The following is a 17,394-nucleotide window of genomic DNA, read 5'->3' on the forward strand; positions in this document are numbered from 1 at the left end:
CGGCGTCAAGCGCCAAGGACCCAACGGCTTCCCGCCCACCCTCATCCTGACAGACTTCCAAGACACAGGGACCCATAGCCACCGCTTTGCGTGTGGGCCTCGCGGGGGCCACAGCGTCGCGCAACAACCTCACCCTGTGGTTATGGGTCCCGGGTCGCGCTGCGCTTGCCCGGGACGACGACGGAGAAAACTACCCCAGCGCCCTCAACTCGCGCCGCAGCACCTTGCCCGTCGCCGTCATCGGCAGGCTGTCGGCGAACTGCACGAAGCGCGGATATTCGTGGGCGGCGAGCTGGACCTTGACGAACTCCTGGATCTCGCGCGCCAAGGCATCGCCCGGCGCGTAGCCCGGCCGCAGCACGATCCAGGCCTTGATCGATTCGGTGCGGATCGGATCGGGGATGCCGACCACCGCCGACATCGCGACCGCCGGATGCTTCATCAGCGTGTGCTCGATCTCGGACGGGCCAACGCGATAGCCGGCCGTGGTGATGACGTCGTCCTCGCGGCTGACGTACCAGAAATAGCCGTGCTCATCCTGCACGCCGAGATCGCCGGTCAGCAGGAATTCGCCGGCATATTTCTTCGCGGTCGCTTCCGGATTGCGCCAGTACTCGATCATGGTGCAGGGGCACGGCTGGCGCACGCCGATGATGCCGCGCTGGCCCCGCGGCAGCTCCTCGCCCTTCTCGTTGACGATGCGGACGTCGAAGCCCGGCGTGGCGCGGCCCATCGAGCCGGGACGGATCGGAAACAGGTTGGAATTGCTGCCGATCACGAGATTGCATTCGGTCTGCCCGAACACCTCATGGGCATCGATGCCGAAGGTGTCGCGCACCCAATCCAGCAATTCGCCGCCGAGCGACTCGCCGCCGGTGAAGATGCTGCGCAGCCTGACGCCGGAATTCTTCACATCGGCCTGCCGCATCAGCTTCAGCGCGGTCGGCGGCAGGAACACGTTGCGGATGCCGAGCTCGGCCATCATCTGCATCGCCGCCTGCGGCTCGAACTTGCGGGCGCGGTGCCCGACCATCGGAATGCCGTGGTACCAGAACGCGAACAGGCCGTTGATCAGGCCGCCGATCCAGGCCCAGTCGGCCGGCGTCCACATCAGGTCGCCGGGCTTGGGGAGGAAGTTGTGGCACATCTCGACATTGGGCAGATGGCCGAGCACGACGCGATGCGCATGCAGCGCGCCCTTCGGGTTGCCCGTGGTGCCTGACGTGTAGATGATCAGCGCGGGATCGTCGGCCGAGGTGTCGACGGTCGCGAACTCAGGCGACGCCGACTTGATCGCGCTCCAGAACGGTTTCGTCCCCGCCGGCGTCTTTTCGCCGACGATATAGACGCTCTTCAACTCGGGCAGGCGATCGCGAATTTTCGTGATCTTCTCCCAACCTGCTTCATCGGTGATCACGGCCTTGGCCGCGGAGTTCGACAGGCGGAATTCGAGCGCGTCCTCGCCGAACAGCGCGAACAGCGGGATTGAGATCATCGCGGCGCGAAACGCCGCGAGATGCGCGACCGGCAGTTCGAGCGATTGCGACAAGAACACCGCGACAAGGTCGCCGCGCACCAGGCCGTCGGCGGTCAGCACATTGGCGAAGCGGCGCGAGGCGTCCGCCACCTCGTCAAACGAGGTTCGCGTGGTGCCGCCATCCTCGTCGACATAGACCAGCGCGAGCCGCCCGGTGCCGTCGGCATGGCGGTCGCAGCACGCGGTCGCCATGTTGAAGCGCGCGGGAACGTCCCAGCGGAAGTTGCGATAGAGCTCGTCGTAGGTTTTGGCTTCCTGAAGCATGGCCGCAGATTAGAGCCTTTTCCGTTCCGATGGAATCGGCACGGGCTCCAGATTCTCGTTTTGACGCGTTTTCTTCACGCCAACCGGTATCCACCTCGCTCGAAACGCTCTGGAGCCGTCAGAATACAAACCCTCCCGTCAGGCTGCCGCCCGCTCCATTGCGACCTCGGCCTTGAGGCTATCGAGGTCGCGATAGATCGATGCGACCGCGAGCAGGCGCCCGCCGCGCTTGTAGCGCAGCACGCAATCCCTGCCGACGATGCTGCCATCCACCGCGATCTCGTCCCACTGCTCGGCATGGCCGACATAGTTGATCGGCACGTCGTAATGCTGGCTCCAGAAGAACGGCACCGCGTCGAACGCCTCGCGCTGCCCGAGCATATTCCGCGCGGCGGTCTGGCCGTGGCGCTCCGCCACCACCCAGTGCTCGACCCGGATCGTCTCGCCGCTGTGCGGATCGGGCCAGCGCGCGATATCGCCGGCCGCGTAGACGCCGGAAGCGCTGGTCTCAAGATAGGCATCGACCTTCACGCCGCGATCGATCGCGAGCCCGGCCGCTTCCGCCAGCGCCAGCCGCGGCTTCACACCGACACCGACCACGACGAGATCGGCCTCGAGCACGGGCCCGCTTTTCAGGTGCGCACGCTTGCCCTCAATCGCGGTCACGGTGTCGCCGAGGTGGAATACGACGCCATGCTCTTCGTGCAGCGCGCGGACGAAATTGCCCATCTCGGGCCCGAGCACGCGCTCCATCGGCCGCTGTTCCAACCCGACCACGTGAACCTCGATCTGGCGCGCGCGCAACGACGCTGCCACCTCGAGGCCAATGAAGCTTGCACCGATCACGACCGCGCGGCGCGCTCCGCTGGCCGAGGCGATGATCGCCCGGCAATCGTCGACGGTGCGCAACACATGAACGTGGGGCTGGTCCGCGCCCGGGATCGGCAGCCGCACCGGCTCCGCGCCGGTCGCCAGCAGCAGCCGGTCATACGGAATCGTTTCGCCGCCGGCGAGCACGACATTGCGGCGGCCGGCGTCGATCGACTTGACCTCGGTCCTGAGTCTCAGATCGATCGCCGCGTCACGATAGAAATCGTCCGGCTTCAGCGGCAGCCAGTCTTCCGGCGCGCTGCCGGCGAGGAAATCCTTGGACAGGTTCGGCCGATCTACCGGCGGCGTGGCCTCGCCGCTCAGCATGATGATGCTGCCGCGATAGTCCTGCCGCCGCAGCATCTCGGCGGCGGCAAACCCTGCCCCGCCGCCGCCGACAATCACGATGCTGCCGGGCGCATCCACCGGACCCTTGACGCGGAATTTCGGCTGCGCGCGCTTCTCGCGCACGATGATGCGATCGCCCTCGCGCTCGACCTTCCAGACCGCGAGCGCGTTGAAGGCGGGCGCGGCGGTCGCTTCGCCGGTGCGAATATCGAAACAGGCATGATGCCAGGGGCAATGGACGGTCTCGCCCTCAAGAAGGCCTTCGGCGAGCGGGCCGTGGTAATGGCTGCAATGCGCGTCGATGGCGAAGATGTCCGCGCCCGAACGCACCAGCAGCACGTCCTCGTCGCCGACATGGCCGAGCAGCATCGCGCCCGGGAAGTCGGAGAGTGCCACGCCCTGTGTCAGATCCGGACCGGAAGGAGCTTGCTGATCGGCCATATCGTTCCTCCATTGCCCTGTGACGCTCTAAACCGCTATCCCGAGGAATTCCTGGCGGGTTAGCGCATTGTCGCGAAAGCAACCCAGCATGCGGCTGGTCACGAGATCGGTGTCCGGCTTGTGCACGCCACGGGTCGTCATGCAGTGATGCGACGCCTTGATGATGACGCCCACGCCCTGAGGCCTCAAGACGTCGTTGATGGTGTTGGCGATCTGCGCCGTCATCTTCTCCTGAATCTGCAAACGCCTGGCATAGATGTCGACCACCCGCGCGAGCTTGCTGATGCCGACCACGCGGCCGTTCGGGATGTAGGCAACCCAGGCCTGACCGATGATCGGCGCCATGTGATGCTCGCAATGGCTCTCGAAACGGATGCCCCGCAGGGCAATCATTTCGTCGTAGCCTTCGATCTCCTCGAAGGTCTTTTCCAGGATCTCCGCGGGACGCTGGTCGTAACCCGCAAAGAACTCCTCGAACGAACGCGTCACGCGCGCCGGAGTTTCAAGCAAACCATCCCGCTCGGGATCGTCACCGGTCCAGCGGATGATGGTGCGGACTGCGGCCTCGACTTCGGCCCGGGTCGGCTTGTCGGATTCGGTTTGAGCAGCTCTTGCACGATCCAGCGCATGCACAATCGGGTTCATCGGGGCCTTTCCTTTGCGGCGTCATCACGAGATCATGCCCGTCAGATGCTCCGTCAGCAGAAAGGTTCCCGCAATTCGGCCCGCGGCACATTGCGCCGCAAGCCACCCGGGACGAACGGCTAGCCCGTCAGCGCCGCCTTGACGAGGCCGCTGGCCTTGCCGAAATCCATCTGGCCGGCGTATTTCGCCTTCAGCGCGCCGATCACCTTGCCCATGTCCTTGATGCCGGCTGCGTTGGTCTCGGCGATGATCGCCGAGATCGCGGCCTTCACGTCGTCATCGGACATCTGCTTCGGCAGGTACGCCGAGATCACGGCGATCTCCTCGCGCTCCTGGGCCGCGAGCTCGGCGCGGCCGCCCTTGTCGTAGAGCTCGACCGACTCCTGGCGCTGCTTGATCATCTTCTGCAGCAGGCCGAGCAGGTCGGCATCGGAGAGTGGCGGCTTGCCCTGCCCGCGCGCGTCGATGTCGGCGTTCTTGATGGTCGAATTAACCATGCGCAGCGTGGAGAGCTTGCGCTCGTCCTTCGCCTTCATCGCTTCCTTGACCGCAGTATTGATGTCGTCGCGCAGCATTTCGTTGTCCTTGAACCAGCAATCCCCTCATCTAGGCAGTTTGCACCGGCAGAACAACCTAGTTCCTCAGCCATTCGACCAGCGCAGCGGCGCAGGCCTGCGGCTGTTCCAGTTGCGGCAAGTGACCGCAATTGGCCAGCACCACGAGCCTGGCACCGGGAATGCCGTTGGCCATCTCGTCCGACAGCGAATTCGGAACGGTGTTGTCGGTATCCGACGTCAGCACCAGTGTCGGGCACTTGATCCAGGCCATGCTCGGCCGCGAATCCGGCCGGCTGAGCACCGCGTTTTGCTGGCGGATGAAGGCCTCCGCGCCGACGTCCTCGCTCATGTCGTCGACAATCTGGCGCAAACTTGCATCGCCCTGCCGCGACGGGTGCACGAAGCCCGGATAGAGCTCGTCGACGACGCTACGATATTGGCCGCTTCTGGCACGCTCGATCATGCCGCGACGGCGTGCGGTCGCTTCCGGCGTGTCGGCCCGCGCCTGGGTGCTCATCAGCGCCAGCTTCGCAACCCGCTCCGGCGCCTGCCGCATGATCTCGAAGGCGATGTAGCCGCCCATCGAGTGCCCGGCGAGCGCAAAGCGCGGCGGCGCCTCGGCCAGGATCCGGCGGGCGATCGCCCCCATATTGTCGTCCCTGACATGGTTGGCGACCGTCACCGGCCCGCATCGCCACAGCGCCGGGATGACCGGGGCGAAAATCCGCGGCGAGCAGATGAGGCCCGGGACGAGCAGGATCGGCATCGTATTATCCATGCGGGAGCTCCGGACGGGTCATTTTCGGCAAGCAAACGGCCGTTACAAGGAACTTTAGATTAAAAGGCCGTTCCGGCCTGTCAAATCGGGCGGTATTGCCGTGTGAATCCGTGCCCTTTCGCTTTGACGCCGCAGGGTGCGGCGTCTATTTAAAGGGCTCATGACAACATCCGAAAACGCTCCCGCCTGGCCGGACCATAAACCGACCGCGCTCCTTGTGCTCGCCGATGGTACCGTGCTGGAAGGCTTCGGTCTCGGCGCGGAAGGCCACGCCGTCGGCGAGGTCTGCTTCAACACCGCGATGACCGGCTATGAGGAGATCCTCACCGATCCGTCCTATGCCGGCCAGATCATCACCTTCACCTTCCCGCATATCGGCAATGTCGGTACCAACGAGGAAGACATCGAGACGGTGAACATGGCGGCGACGCCCGGCGCGCGCGGCGTGATCCTGCGCTCGGCGATCACGGATCCCTCGAATTACCGCGCCACCCGCCATCTCGACCTGTGGTTGAAGGCGCGCGGCATCATCGGCCTCTCCGGCATCGACACCCGCGCGCTGACTGCGCTGATCCGCTCCAAGGGCATGCCCAATGCGGTGATCGCGCACGCCAGGAACGGCGAGTTCGACCTGCACGGACTGAAGGAAGAGGCCCGCGAATGGCCCGGCCTCGAGGGCATGGACCTGGTGCCGATGGTCACCTCCGGCCAGCGCTTCACCTGGGATGAGACGCCCTGGGTGTGGGGCAACGGTTTCGGCCAGCAGACTGCGCCGGAATTCAACGTGGTCGCGATCGACTACGGCATCAAGCGCAACATCCTGCGCCTGCTCGCCGGCGTCGGCGCCAAGGTGACCGTGGTGCCGGCGACGACCGCCGCCGAGGACATCCTGGCGATGAAGCCGGACGGCGTGTTCCTGTCGAACGGCCCCGGCGATCCCGCCGCGACCGGCAAATATGCCGTGCCCGTCATCCAGAAGGTGATCGCTTCGGGGACGCCGACCTTCGGCATCTGCCTCGGCCACCAGATGCTTGGCCTTGCCGTCGGGGCCAAGACCATGAAGATGCATCAGGGTCATCACGGCGCCAATCATCCGGTCAAGGACGAGACCACCGGCAAGGTCGAGATCACCTCGATGAACCACGGCTTTGCCGTGGACCAGGCGACGTTGCCGAAAGGCGCGACCCAGACCCATATCTCGCTGTTCGACGGCTCCAATTGCGGCATCGCGCTCGAGGGCAAGCCGGTGTTCTCGGTGCAGTATCACCCGGAAGCCTCGCCCGGCCCGCGCGACTCGCATTACCTGTTCCAGCGCTTTGCCGATTTGATGCGGAAGAACAAGCGCGCGGCTTAGCGATCGTCATTGCCGGGCTTGACCCGGCAATCCATCCCCTGAAGAAAGATGGATGCCCGGATCAAGTCCGGGCATGACAGCAGTTGTGCGCGGCTAGCACCGACAGCGACAATGCGTCTTCGCATCACATCACGGGAAATCTCGACATGACCGCCCCCGCCACCCCGAAGCCCGTCTACGGCGTCTCCTCGATGGCGGTGATGGCATCGATGCCGGCGCTCGACTTCGTGCGCGGCATCTTCGCCCGAACCCTGCCGGAGCCTCCGATCATGGAGAATGTCGAGCCGTTCGACTGCACCGCCGACGGCCATGTGGTGATCCACAGCATCCCGGGCCTGCGCCACTACAACCCGATCGGCTCGGTGCATGGCGGCTACGCCGCGATCCTGCTGGATTCCGCGATGGGGCTTGCGGTGCAGACCACGCTGCCGCAGGGCTTTGGTTACACCACGCTGGAGTTCAAGATCTCCTTCGTCCGCGGCATGAGCCAGGACACCGGCAAAATCCGCACCGAGGGCCACGTGCTCAACGCCGGGCGCCGTGTTGCGACCGCGGAAGCGCGGATTACCGACGACAAGGGCAAGCTGCTCGCGCATGCCACCACGACCTGCCTGGTGTTCGAGTTGCCCAAGAATAGCTGAAGGCAATCGCGTCTTGGCGCCAGATCTTGGCGCCACATCTTGGCGCATTGGAGCCATGACGAAGCGCGCTGGATCGCGGCCTGCGCTCTGTGATTGAGTTTCCCTGTCCGAGATCAGGCAAACATGATCCGGCCTGGAAAGGGAACGCCGATGATTTCAGCGCATTCAGACATGACCATCCGCGACATCCGCGTGACGATGCTGCGGCTGCCCTGGGCCGACGATCCCTGGCTGAAAGGCGCGGCGCTCGGCGCGACGCGCGACATTCTGATCTGCGACGTCGAGACGTCCGGCGGTGTCACCGGCATGGGCTATCTGTTCGTGTTCAAGCCGGCGATGAAGTCGATCGCGGCCTGTCTCGACGAGTGCATCATCCCGCGCGTCATCGGCAAGGACGCCACCGCGATCGAGGCGATCTGGCGCGATCTGTGGACGGCGACCATGACCTATGGCCGCGGCGGCATCGCCGCGATGGCGATGTCGGCGCTCGACATCGCGCTGTGGGACGCGGTAGGGAAACGCGCCGGCCTGCCGCTGCACCGGTTGTGGGGGCATTATCGCTCGGAAATCCCGATCTATGGTTCCGGTTGCTTCCGGGGCGCCGGCGGCGACGGGATGATCGAGAAGGCGCTGCATTTCGTGAAGCAGGGCTACAAGGCGATCAAGATGCAGGTCGCGCATGTTCACACGCCCGCGCAGGACCTCGACAATGTCCGCCGCATGCGCGAGGCGCTCGGGCCCGACATCGACATCATGATCGACGTCAACATGGGCTGGAGCGCCGATGTCGCCATCGAGATGGGACGCAAGTTCGAGAAGTACGATATCTACTGGCTCGAGGAGCCGGTGCCTGCCGATGACTTCGCCGGCTACCAGCGCATCGCGGCGGCGCTGGACATGCGCGTCGTCGGCGGCGAGACGCATTTCACGCGCTACGATCTGCGGCCGTTCTTTCTCAATCCCTGCCTGCCGATCCTGCAACCCGACCCGATGCGCGGCGGCATGACCGACCTGCGCAAGATCGCGGCGCTTGCGGACACGTTCGGCATCACCATCGCGCCGCACCTGTTTCCCGAACTCAATGTGCACCTCTTGGCTTCGATTCCGAACGGCATCTGGTGCGAGAACATGGCGCTGATCGACGATCTCTGGGTCGACCCGCCCGAGATCGCCAACGGCATGATCACCGCGCCGGAGCGGCCCGGGCACGGGCTCAGGTTCAAGGAAGACGTGTTGAAGTTCAAGATCTAGCTGGAACGGTTTGCGGACCGCCGGTTTGTTGGTCTGGAGACCACGGCACCTCGCAACGCTGGAGAGCCACCATGTCGGTCGTCCGTGCCGATATCGAGCCCCTGACCATCGTCTTCCAGGACGACGGTCTGGTGCCGAACAACCCGATGCCGTTCCTGGTCTACAAGGCCGCCGTCGACGTCAGCAAGAATCCCGAGGCCAGCATCGAGCAGCTGTTCGGCAAGAACGGCTGGGGCGCGATGTGGCGCAACGGCGTCTACGACTTCGCGCATTACCACGCCACCGTGCACGAGGTGCTGGGCGTCGCCCGCGGCCGCGCGCGCGTGCAGTTCGGCGGCGACCACGGGCGGGCGCTGGAGATCGCAGCAGGCGACGTTGCGATCCTGCCCGCCGGCACCGGGCATCAATGCCTGTCGGCGAGTGACGATTTCTGCGTCATCGGCGCCTATCCGCCGGGCCCGCCGATGGATCTGCAGCGGCCGACGCCCGAGAACCGCGCCAGGGCGCTGAAGACGATCCCGCTGGTCGCGCCCCCCGCGACCGATCCGGTGATCGGCAAGGACGGGCCGCTGGTGCGGCTGTGGAAGCGCTAGGATTCAAGATTGTCGAACGGGCTGTGCTTCGTTCTCCCCCTTGGGGAAGGTGACGGGATACAGGCAACCTAAATTGATTATCGGAATTACGTAGCCCAATCGTTATGCGTGCGGCTCTTTTTGCGCGCTCAACGGATTCCCTAAACTATGCGGGCAGAGAATGCCCGTGGGGCCGCTGACGATTCGGCCTGTCGCCATATTGAGCGCTACTCGCTCCCGCTTCCTGCCCGTGCTAGAGTGCCACGCGTGGAGGTAGTGCAGCCCTTTTCAACGTTAAGCCTGCCGGCATCACTTTTCAAAGAACCTTGATTTAAGTCAGCATCGCTGCGGCGATTTATGCCGCCAATGACACCTTAAGGCACGCGATTCATCTGCGGGAGTGACAGAGCTCCCGCGTCCGCTGCTGCTTTTTTGCATGAGCAATGGAGGTCATACACATCACCTGACGGCATCAGATGCTCCGCGCTTCCCAAGCAACCGCAACACATATCAGAAGAGGAGAATTCGACATGTTTCGAGGAATTCTGACGCTGACATTGTCTCTATGCATCGGCGCGGCTGCCGCGCCTGCAGCGCTGGCTCAGACGGCCCCGGCAATCAACGAGCAGGAGGCGCACGCGATCGCGGTGGACGCCTATATTTACTTCTACCCGCTCCTGACGATGGACATCACGCGAAAGCAGTTCACCAACGTCGAGCCCGGCAAAGAGAACTTCAAGGGCCCGATGAACACCTTCGTCAACATCCCCGAATACCCACCGGCGAATTTCAAGGGCGTGGTGCGGTCCAACTTCGATACGCTCTATTCCGTTTCATGGCTGGACATGACCAAGGAGCCGGTTGTCGTCTCCGTTCCCGATACCGATGGACGCTTCTATTTGCTGCCCATGCTGGACATGTGGTCGGATGTGTTTGCCTCGCCCGGCTGGCGCACCACGGGTACCAAAGCGGGGACCTTTCTGGTGACGGCCCCGGGATGGCGGCCTGATCTGCGCGACAGGTTTGCGGAGGAGTTCAAGCTTCCGAAGGATACCCAGCGCATCGACGCGCCGACGCCTTACGTCTGGGTCATCGGCCGCACCAAGACGGACGGCCCGCCGGACTATGATGCGGTCCACAAGATCCAGGCCGGCTACAAGGTCACGCTGCTGTCCGAGTTCGGCAAGACGCCGAAGCCGACCGAGGTCAGGATCGATCCCGGCATCGACATGAAGACGGCGCCGAAGGTGCAGGTCGATACCATGTCGGCCGGTGTCTACTTTGCGCAAGCCGCAGAGCTACTCAAGCTTCACCCGCCGCACATCACCGATGAGCCGATCATCGCGCAGATGAAGAAGATAGGCATCGAGCCTGGCAAGAGCTTTGAAATCAGCAAGCTCGACCCGGTCCTGCAACGGGCACTGGAGACAGCGCCGCAGGACGGGCAGAAGCTGATGGCGTGGAAGGTGCCGACGCTGGCGCGCGTTGTGAATGGCTGGTCGATGAACACCGACACGATGGGCGTTTACGGCAACTACTATTTGAAGCGTGCTATTGTCGCGCAGGTCGGGCTTGGCGCCAACCTGCCGGAGGACGCCATTTATCCGCTCAATCTCGCCGACAGTACCGGCAAACCGCTCGACGGCGCTAACAAGTATACGATCACGTTCGACAAGGGCGCCACCCCACCGGTTAATGCTTTCTGGTCGATCACGCTCTACGACCAGGAAGGATTCCAGGTCGGTAACGTGCTGAACCGCTTCGCTGTGTCCAGCTGGATGCCGTTCAAATACAACCCGGACGGCTCACTCGATCTCTACTTCCAGAACGAGAATCCAGGCAAGGACAAGGAAGCCAACTGGCTTCCGGCGCCGAAGGGAGCCTTCAACCTGACCATGCGCCTCTACGGTCCGAAATCGGAGGCGCTGACCGGAAAGTGGAATCCTCCGCCGATCGAGAGATCGCAGACGACGGTGGGTTTCTCGGCTCAGTAAGCTTCAACCGCACTGACCGCTGCCGAGCGGCCAGACAGCGACCCTGGCAAAGCAATCCGGAGCAAAACAGCTCTGGATTGCTGCCTCGCGGGTGCGGGCGCGCAGCTTACGCCGCGTTGCTGCCTTCCTGGCGGCTTGCCTCGAACAGGAACCAGGTGCGGCGCTCGGTTTCGTCGATGAAGGTTTCGAGCAGGCCCGCGGTGCCGGAGTCCTCCTGGTCGTCGGCCAGCTTGTGTGCCTTGCGCATCGCGGCCGCCATGTGCTTGTTGTCTTCCATCAACTCGCGCAGCATTTCGCGAGGCGGCACATAATCGTCGTCATTGTCCTTGATGGTCTGATGCCTGGCGATATCGCCGATCGACTTCAGCGTCGCGCCGCCAAGCTTGCGCACCCGCTCTGCGAGCTGGTCGGTGGTCGCGAAGATCGCCTCGGACTGCTCGTCCAGCAACAAATGGTAATCATGAAAATGCCGGCCGCTGACGTGCCAATGGAAATTCTTGGTCTTCAGATAGAGCGCGAAGGCGTCAGCCAGAAGCGTGTTGAGCGAGGCCGAGATCGTGTCCACCGCGGCCTGCGGCAGGTCGCTCGGCGTGTCGAGATCGGGCGAGATCTTGTCAGTCTTGGCTTTGCTCACGTTGGACCTTCCTGTTAGGAACCCGTATTTCGGCGCATTGAACATTGGCCGCCGGACCGCTAACGCATCATCAGCCCACCCGTTCCTGAGGCCAGGAACCCCGTTCTGCCGGATACCAAACGCGATGGATGAATGGATCGATTACTACGATTCCACGCATACGATCTATGCGAGCCGACTGCACCGTGACCTGCATTTCCAGATCATCGCGAACGACATCATCGGCTACATCGCTTCGCCGGATGCCGTGGTGCTTGATTATGCCTGCGGCGAGGCGCTGTCGGCGGCGACGGTCGCCAATGCCTGCGCCCAGCTCTATCTGGCGGAGCCGGCGCCCGGCGTACGCGGCCGTCTGGTCGCGCGCTTTGCGCCCGACACCCGAATCCGTGTCCGCTCGCTCGATGATCTGAAGCACATGGACGCGGACTCGATCGACCTCGTGGTGATGAACTCGGTGGCGCAGTACATGACGCCGCAGGAGCTCGATTCCGCGTTCGACGTGATCCACCGCGTGCTGAAGCCCTCCGGCCGGTTCGTGCTCGGCGATATCCTGCGGCCCGAAGTCGGCATGGCGAGGGATGTCGTGGCACTGCTGCGCTTTGCGGCGACCCACGGCTTCCTCCGCGATGCACTGGTCGGGCTGGCTTCAACCGCACTGTCCGACTACCGCCAGCTGCGCACCAGGATCGGACTGCAGCGCTACCGCGAGGACGAGATGATCGCGAAGCTCGGCGCCGCGGGGTTCAGCGCTGCGCGCGCGCCGCGCAACATCGGGCACAATCCGTGGCGGATGACGTTCGTGGCGCACCACTGATCCAGGGTTGCACGACGCGTTAACGTTACCCAGAAGGAAACATAGCGGCGGCTGAAATAATCAGCAATGATCCGCTCGGCCCGGTGGCGGAAGCGTCGACGCGGCAGTGGTGCAACACTGTTTATCCTGGTTCAAATCCAGGCCGGGCCTCCAGCCTTCGCTGCTGACGCAGCTTCGGCTCGGCAAGCCTTCTCGTGGCGAAGGCTGCCGCGGCGTAGCCCGCAGGGCGAAGCCGGGCCGGTAGCCCCCTCCCACATCCCTCGCCCCCACCTGGCCATGCGTCGAACGAGGAATTTCCCCCAGAATCACGGTTGATTGGGCGCTTTTGGGGGTTTCGCGGGTGCGGAAACTGGTCTAAAGACCACCCGCGCGCGAAGGATCGCGCTTCCGGCGCTACAAGATGTAGCGCATGGCTCGAGGGACGCGCGGGAAGCGCGCCCTTTTTTTGTGCCCAAATTCCAGTCCGCGAGAGCTGATGCCCAAAAGAACCGACATCTCCACCATCCTGATCATCGGCGCCGGTCCCATCGTGATCGGCCAGGCCTGCGAGTTCGACTATTCCGGCACGCAGGCCTGCAAGACGCTCAAGGAAGAGGGCTTTCGGATCGTCCTGGTCAATTCCAACCCGGCCACGATCATGACCGACCCGGAGCTGGCGGACGCGACCTATATCGAGCCGATCACACCCGAAATCGTCGCCAAGATCATCGAAAAGGAACGCTACGTCCTGCCCGGCGGCTTCGCGCTGCTGCCGACCATGGGCGGCCAGACCGCGCTGAACTGCGCGCTGTCGCTGCGCAAGCAGGGTACGCTGGAGAAGTTCGACGTCGAGATGATCGGCGCCACCGCCGACGCCATCGACAAGGCCGAAGACCGCCAGCTCTTCCGCGACGCCATGGAGAAGATCGGGCTGCAGACGCCGAGGTCGCGGCTCGCGAATGCGTCGGCGCTGAAGAAGTCCGACCGCGACAAGTACCTCGCCGATCAGGCCAAGCTGTCCGGTCCTGAGCTCGAAGCCTTCGAACGGCAGTGGGAAGGCGGCGAGAACGAGCGGCGCAAGCGCTACCAGCAGCAGGCCTTGGCCGAAGCGCTGATGGCGCTGTCCGACATCGGCCTGCCCGCGATCATCCGCCCCTCCTTCACGCTCGGCGGCACCGGCGGCGGCATCGCCTACAACAAGGAAGAATATCTCGACATCATCGAGCGCGGCCTCGATGCCTCGCCGACCAACGAGGTGCTGATCGAGGAATCCGTTCTCGGCTGGAAAGAGTTCGAGATGGAGGTGGTGCGCGACAAGAAGGACAATTGCATCATCATCTGCTCGATCGAGAACGTCGATCCGATGGGCGTGCACACCGGCGATTCCATCACGGTGGCGCCGGCGCTGACGCTCACCGACAAGGAATACCAGATCATGCGCGATGCATCGATTGCGGTGCTGCGCGAGATCGGGGTCGAGACCGGCGGCTCCAACGTGCAGTTCGGCATCAATCCGGACGACGGCCGCATGGTCGTGATCGAGATGAATCCGCGCGTGTCGCGCTCGTCGGCGCTGGCCTCGAAGGCCACCGGCTTCCCGATCGCCAAGGTCGCGGCCAAGCTTGCGATCGGCTACACGCTCGACGAGATCGCCAACGACATCACCGGCGGCGCGACGCCGGCCTCGTTCGAACCGACGATCGACTACGTCGTCACCAAGATTCCGCGCTTTGCGTTCGAGAAATTCCCCGGCGCCTCCTCCACACTGACCACCTCGATGAAGTCGGTCGGCGAGGTGATGGCGATCGGCCGCACCTTCCAGGAGAGCCTGCAGAAGGCCCTGCGCGGGCTCGAGACCGGGCTGACCGGCCTCGACGAGATCGACATCGAGGGCCTCGGCCGCAGCGACGACAAGAACGCGATCCGCGCCGCGCTCGGCACGCCGACGCCGAACCGCCTGCTGCAGGTCGCGCAGGCGATGCGGCTCGGCTGGTCGAACGAGGATATCTTCAATTCCTGCAAGATCGATCCCTGGTTCCTCGCGGAGCTGCGCGCCATCGTCGAGATGGAAGGCAAGATCCGCAGCAGCGGCCTGCCGACCAATGCGTTCGCGATGCGGATGCTGAAGGCGATGGGCTTCTCCGACGCGCGGCTCGCCGTGCTCACGGAGACCACCGAGGCCGACGTCACCGCCAAGCGCCACGCGCTCGGGGTGCGCCCGGTGTTCAAGCGCATCGACACCTGCGCGGCGGAGTTCGCTTCGCCGACCGCCTACATGTATTCGACCTATGAGCGGCCGTTCGCCGGCGAATTTGCCGACGAGAGCGCGCCGTCGGACCGCAAGAAGGTGATCATCCTCGGCGGCGGGCCGAACCGCATCGGCCAGGGCATCGAGTTCGACTATTGCTGCTGTCATGCCTGCTTTGCGCTCGAGGACGCCGGTTACGAGACCATCATGGTCAACTGCAACCCGGAAACGGTGTCGACCGACTACGACACCGCCGACCGGCTGTATTTCGAGCCACTCACCGCCGAAGACGTGCTGGAGATCATCTCGACCGAGCGCAAGAACGGCACGCTGCACGGCGTGATCGTGCAGTTCGGCGGCCAGACCCCGCTGAAGCTTGCCCGCGCGCTCGAAGCCGCCGAAGTGCCGATCCTCGGCACCTCGCCCGACGCGATCGACCTTGCCGAGGACCGCGACCGCTTCAAGCGCGTGCTCGACAAGCTGCGTCTCAAGCAGCCGAAGAACGGCATCGCCTATTCGGTCGAGCAGGCCCGCCTGGTCGCCGCCGATCTCGACCTGCCGCTGGTGGTGCGTCCGTCCTACGTGCTCGGCGGCCGCGCGATGCAGATCATCCGCGAGGAGAACCAGCTCAACGACTACCTGCTGGGAACGCTGCCTGAGCTGGTGCCCGCCGACGTCAAGGCGCGCTACCCGAACGACAAGACCGGACAGATCAACACCGTGCTCGGCAAGAACCCGCTGCTGTTCGACCGCTATCTGTCCGACGCGACCGAAGTCGACGTCGACTGCCTCTGCGACGGCAAGGACACCTTCATCGTCGGCATCATGGAGCACATCGAGGAAGCCGGCATCCATTCCGGCGACTCCGCCTGCTCGCTGCCGCCGCATTCGCTCGACGCCAGGACCATCGAGGAGCTGGAGCGGCAGACCCGCGAGCTCGCGCTCGGGCTCGACGTGGTCGGCCTGATGAACGTGCAATACGCCATCAAGGACGGCGAGATCTACGTGCTCGAGGTCAACCCGCGCGCATCCCGCACCGTGCCGTTCGTCGCCAAGGTGATCGGCACGCCGGTCGCCAAGATCGCGGCACGGATCATGGCCGGCGAGAAGCTCGCCGACTTCAAGCTGAAGAAGAAGAAGCTCGGCCATGTCGGCGTGAAGGAATCGGTATTCCCGTTCGCGCGCTTCCCCGGCGTCGACACCGTGCTCGGACCGGAGATGCGTTCGACCGGCGAAGTGATGGGCATCGACCGCTCCTTCGAGGTCGCGTTCGCGAAGAGCCAGCTCGGCGGCGGCACGCGCGTGCCGCGTCAGGGTACGGTGTTCGTCTCGGTGCGCGGCGACGACAAGATGCGCATCGCGGATGCGGTGCGGCTGTTGCACTCGCTCGGCTTCAAGGTGATGGCAACTTCGGGCACGCAGCGCTATCTCAGCGACAACGGCGTGCCGACGGAAAAGGTGAACAAGGTGCTCGAAGGCCGTCCGCACATCGTCGACGCCATCACCAATGGCGACGTCCAGCTGGTCTTCAATACCACCGAAGGTCCGCAGGCACTGGCCGACAGCCGCTCGCTGCGGCGGGCTGCCCTCTTGCATAAAGTGCCATATTACACCACTCTTTCGGGCGCGGTGGCGGCCGCACGGGGAATCCGGGCCTATCGGGCCGGGGACCTTGAGGTCCGCACGCTTCAGAGTTACTTTTCCGAAAGCTGACCGCTGCCCGGGCTGAAGGCCCGAAGCGGTCAATTAGCCGAATGGCTGGAACTCACCGCGCGATTGGATGTTGTCACGGCCCTTAGCGGGGCCGAAAATCACTGGGCTTCCGGGCGCGTTGGCGCCCTGATTCCTGCGTTAGCTGAACTGGATATTCGTGCACGGCCGCCGGGCGCGCGCGATGAAGGACGAAGATGATGGATAAGGTTCCGATGACCGCGGGCGGATACGCCGCGCTGACGGACGAGTTGAAGCATCGCCAATCGGTGGATCGTCCGCGCATCATCGAACACATCGCGGAAGCGCGTTCGCACGGCGATCTCTCGGAGAACGCCGAGTATCACGCCGCCAAGGAAGAGCAGTCGCACAACGAGGGCCGCATCGCCGAGCTCGAGGACAAGCTCGCGCGCGCCGACATCATCGACATTTCGAAACTGTCAGGCGACACCATCAAGTTCGGCGCGACCGTGACGCTGATCGATGAGGACACCGAGAAGAAGGCGGTGTGGCAGATCGTCGGCGAAGTCGAGGCCGACGCCAAGAAGGGCCGCATCTCCATCACCTCGCCGCTCGCGCGCGCGCTGATCGGCAAGAAGAAGGGGACCACCGTCGAGGTGATGGCGCCGGGCGGCGCCAAGGCCTACGAGATCACCAAGGTCGAGTGGCGGTAGTTACCTTCACGTGACTGGTGCAGAAAAGCCGCGTCCCGCACGCGGCTTTTTTTATGCCCCGCGTTTCACCCCGGTCTGACAGC

General features: G+C 64.1%; 14 protein-coding genes and 1 tRNA gene. 9 read left to right on the forward strand and 6 right to left on the reverse strand.

The window, feature by feature from the left end; all coding sequences use genetic code 11:
- Nucleotides 1-190: 190 nt before the first annotated feature.
- From QJT82_RS39360 to QJT82_RS39380, 5 genes are all read right to left on the reverse strand, one after another.
- A complete protein-coding gene (locus QJT82_RS39360; RefSeq protein WP_028344074.1) occupies nucleotides 191-1,801 on the reverse strand; it encodes an acyl-CoA synthetase in 1,611 nt (536 codons plus the stop codon).
- 138 nt (nucleotides 1,802-1,939) lie between these two features.
- The gene (locus QJT82_RS39365; protein ID WP_028344075.1) at nucleotides 1,940-3,460 is read right to left on the reverse strand and encodes an FAD-dependent oxidoreductase; all 1,521 of its coding nucleotides are present in this window, start codon (nucleotides 3,458-3,460) and stop codon (nucleotides 1,940-1,942) included.
- Nucleotides 3,461-3,487: 27 nt separating this feature from the next.
- Nucleotides 3,488-4,105: a GTP cyclohydrolase I FolE gene (gene folE / locus QJT82_RS39370; protein WP_028344076.1), complete on the reverse strand. Its 618-nt coding sequence runs from the start codon at nucleotides 4,103-4,105 to the stop codon at nucleotides 3,488-3,490.
- A gap of 119 nt (nucleotides 4,106-4,224) precedes the next feature.
- The gene (locus QJT82_RS39375) at nucleotides 4,225-4,680 is read right to left on the reverse strand and encodes a GatB/YqeY domain-containing protein (protein WP_028344077.1); all 456 of its coding nucleotides are present in this window, start codon (nucleotides 4,678-4,680) and stop codon (nucleotides 4,225-4,227) included.
- A gap of 58 nt (nucleotides 4,681-4,738) precedes the next feature.
- Nucleotides 4,739-5,440, reverse strand: coding sequence for an alpha/beta hydrolase (locus QJT82_RS39380; RefSeq protein WP_028344078.1), 702 nt, complete (start codon nucleotides 5,438-5,440; stop codon nucleotides 4,739-4,741).
- 160 nt (nucleotides 5,441-5,600) lie between these two features.
- Here QJT82_RS39380 and carA point away from each other — a divergent pair, with 160 nt between their 5' ends.
- From carA to QJT82_RS39405, 5 genes are all read left to right on the forward strand, one after another.
- Nucleotides 5,601-6,794 (forward strand): glutamine-hydrolyzing carbamoyl-phosphate synthase small subunit, encoded by a 1,194-nt coding sequence (carA, locus tag QJT82_RS39385; RefSeq protein WP_028344079.1) that lies wholly within the window; start codon nucleotides 5,601-5,603, stop codon nucleotides 6,792-6,794.
- A gap of 146 nt (nucleotides 6,795-6,940) precedes the next feature.
- Nucleotides 6,941-7,435 carry a PaaI family thioesterase gene (locus QJT82_RS39390; protein ID WP_028344080.1) on the forward strand — a complete coding sequence of 165 codons (495 nt, stop codon included), beginning with the start codon at nucleotides 6,941-6,943 and terminating at the stop codon, nucleotides 7,433-7,435.
- 150 nt (nucleotides 7,436-7,585) lie between these two features.
- Nucleotides 7,586-8,686, forward strand: coding sequence for a mandelate racemase/muconate lactonizing enzyme family protein (locus QJT82_RS39395; RefSeq protein ID WP_196238241.1), 1,101 nt, complete (start codon nucleotides 7,586-7,588; stop codon nucleotides 8,684-8,686).
- Between the two features lie 71 nt (nucleotides 8,687-8,757).
- Entirely contained in the window at nucleotides 8,758-9,279 is a 522-nt protein-coding gene (locus tag QJT82_RS39400; protein WP_028344082.1) for a hypothetical protein, read from the forward strand.
- 509 nt (nucleotides 9,280-9,788) lie between these two features.
- On the forward strand, nucleotides 9,789-11,252 hold the full coding sequence (locus QJT82_RS39405) for a DUF1254 domain-containing protein (protein ID WP_028344083.1): 1,464 nt from the start codon (nucleotides 9,789-9,791) through the stop codon (nucleotides 11,250-11,252).
- Nucleotides 11,253-11,358: 106 nt separating this feature from the next.
- Here the strand turns inward: QJT82_RS39405 and QJT82_RS39410 are convergent, their stop codons facing one another.
- Nucleotides 11,359-11,886, reverse strand: a complete 528-nt coding sequence (locus QJT82_RS39410; RefSeq protein WP_028344084.1) for a DNA starvation/stationary phase protection protein — start codon at nucleotides 11,884-11,886, stop codon at nucleotides 11,359-11,361.
- Nucleotides 11,887-12,010: 124 nt separating this feature from the next.
- Here QJT82_RS39410 and QJT82_RS39415 point away from each other — a divergent pair, with 124 nt between their 5' ends.
- The 4 genes from QJT82_RS39415 (at nucleotide 12,011) to greA (ending at nucleotide 17,311) form a co-directional block, all read left to right on the forward strand.
- Nucleotides 12,011-12,700: a class I SAM-dependent methyltransferase gene (locus QJT82_RS39415; RefSeq protein WP_028344085.1), complete on the forward strand. Its 690-nt coding sequence runs from the start codon at nucleotides 12,011-12,013 to the stop codon at nucleotides 12,698-12,700.
- Nucleotides 12,701-12,777: 77 nt separating this feature from the next.
- Nucleotides 12,778-12,853, forward strand: a tRNA-OTHER gene (locus QJT82_RS39420).
- 322 nt (nucleotides 12,854-13,175) lie between these two features.
- Entirely contained in the window at nucleotides 13,176-16,640 is a 3,465-nt protein-coding gene (gene carB, locus QJT82_RS39425; protein ID WP_028344086.1) for a carbamoyl-phosphate synthase large subunit, read from the forward strand.
- 197 nt (nucleotides 16,641-16,837) lie between these two features.
- On the forward strand, nucleotides 16,838-17,311 hold the full coding sequence (gene greA / locus QJT82_RS39430) for a transcription elongation factor GreA (protein WP_018269816.1): 474 nt from the start codon (nucleotides 16,838-16,840) through the stop codon (nucleotides 17,309-17,311).
- Nucleotides 17,312-17,394: the final 83 nt, after the last annotated feature.

The sequence above is a fragment of the Bradyrhizobium sp. Mp19 genome, from assembly GCF_029952935.1.
GTDB classification, from domain to species: domain Bacteria; phylum Pseudomonadota; class Alphaproteobacteria; order Rhizobiales; family Xanthobacteraceae; genus Bradyrhizobium; species Bradyrhizobium elkanii.

Excerpts from the sequence above, each read along its gene's own strand:
- QJT82_RS39360 (WP_028344074.1), bottom strand. The coding sequence starts at position 1,801 with ATGCTTCAGGAAGCCAAAACCTACGACGAGCTCTATCGCAACTTCCGC.
- QJT82_RS39365 (WP_028344075.1), bottom strand. The coding sequence starts at position 3,460 with ATGGCCGATCAGCAAGCTCCTTCCGGTCCGGATCTGACACAGGGCGTG.
- folE (WP_028344076.1), bottom strand. The coding sequence starts at position 4,105 with ATGAACCCGATTGTGCATGCGCTGGATCGTGCAAGAGCTGCTCAAACC.
- QJT82_RS39375 (WP_028344077.1), bottom strand. The coding sequence starts at position 4,680 with ATGCTGCGCGACGACATCAATACTGCGGTCAAGGAAGCGATGAAGGCG.
- QJT82_RS39380 (WP_028344078.1), bottom strand. The coding sequence starts at position 5,440 with ATGGATAATACGATGCCGATCCTGCTCGTCCCGGGCCTCATCTGCTCG.
- carA (WP_028344079.1), top strand. The coding sequence starts at position 5,601 with ATGACAACATCCGAAAACGCTCCCGCCTGGCCGGACCATAAACCGACC.
- QJT82_RS39390 (WP_028344080.1), top strand. The coding sequence starts at position 6,941 with ATGACCGCCCCCGCCACCCCGAAGCCCGTCTACGGCGTCTCCTCGATG.
- QJT82_RS39395 (WP_196238241.1), top strand. The coding sequence starts at position 7,586 with ATGATTTCAGCGCATTCAGACATGACCATCCGCGACATCCGCGTGACG.
- QJT82_RS39400 (WP_028344082.1), top strand. The coding sequence starts at position 8,758 with ATGTCGGTCGTCCGTGCCGATATCGAGCCCCTGACCATCGTCTTCCAG.
- QJT82_RS39405 (WP_028344083.1), top strand. The coding sequence starts at position 9,789 with ATGTTTCGAGGAATTCTGACGCTGACATTGTCTCTATGCATCGGCGCG.
- QJT82_RS39415 (WP_028344085.1), top strand. The coding sequence starts at position 12,011 with ATGGATGAATGGATCGATTACTACGATTCCACGCATACGATCTATGCG.
- carB (WP_028344086.1), top strand. The coding sequence starts at position 13,176 with ATGCCCAAAAGAACCGACATCTCCACCATCCTGATCATCGGCGCCGGT.
- greA (WP_018269816.1), top strand. The coding sequence starts at position 16,838 with ATGGATAAGGTTCCGATGACCGCGGGCGGATACGCCGCGCTGACGGAC.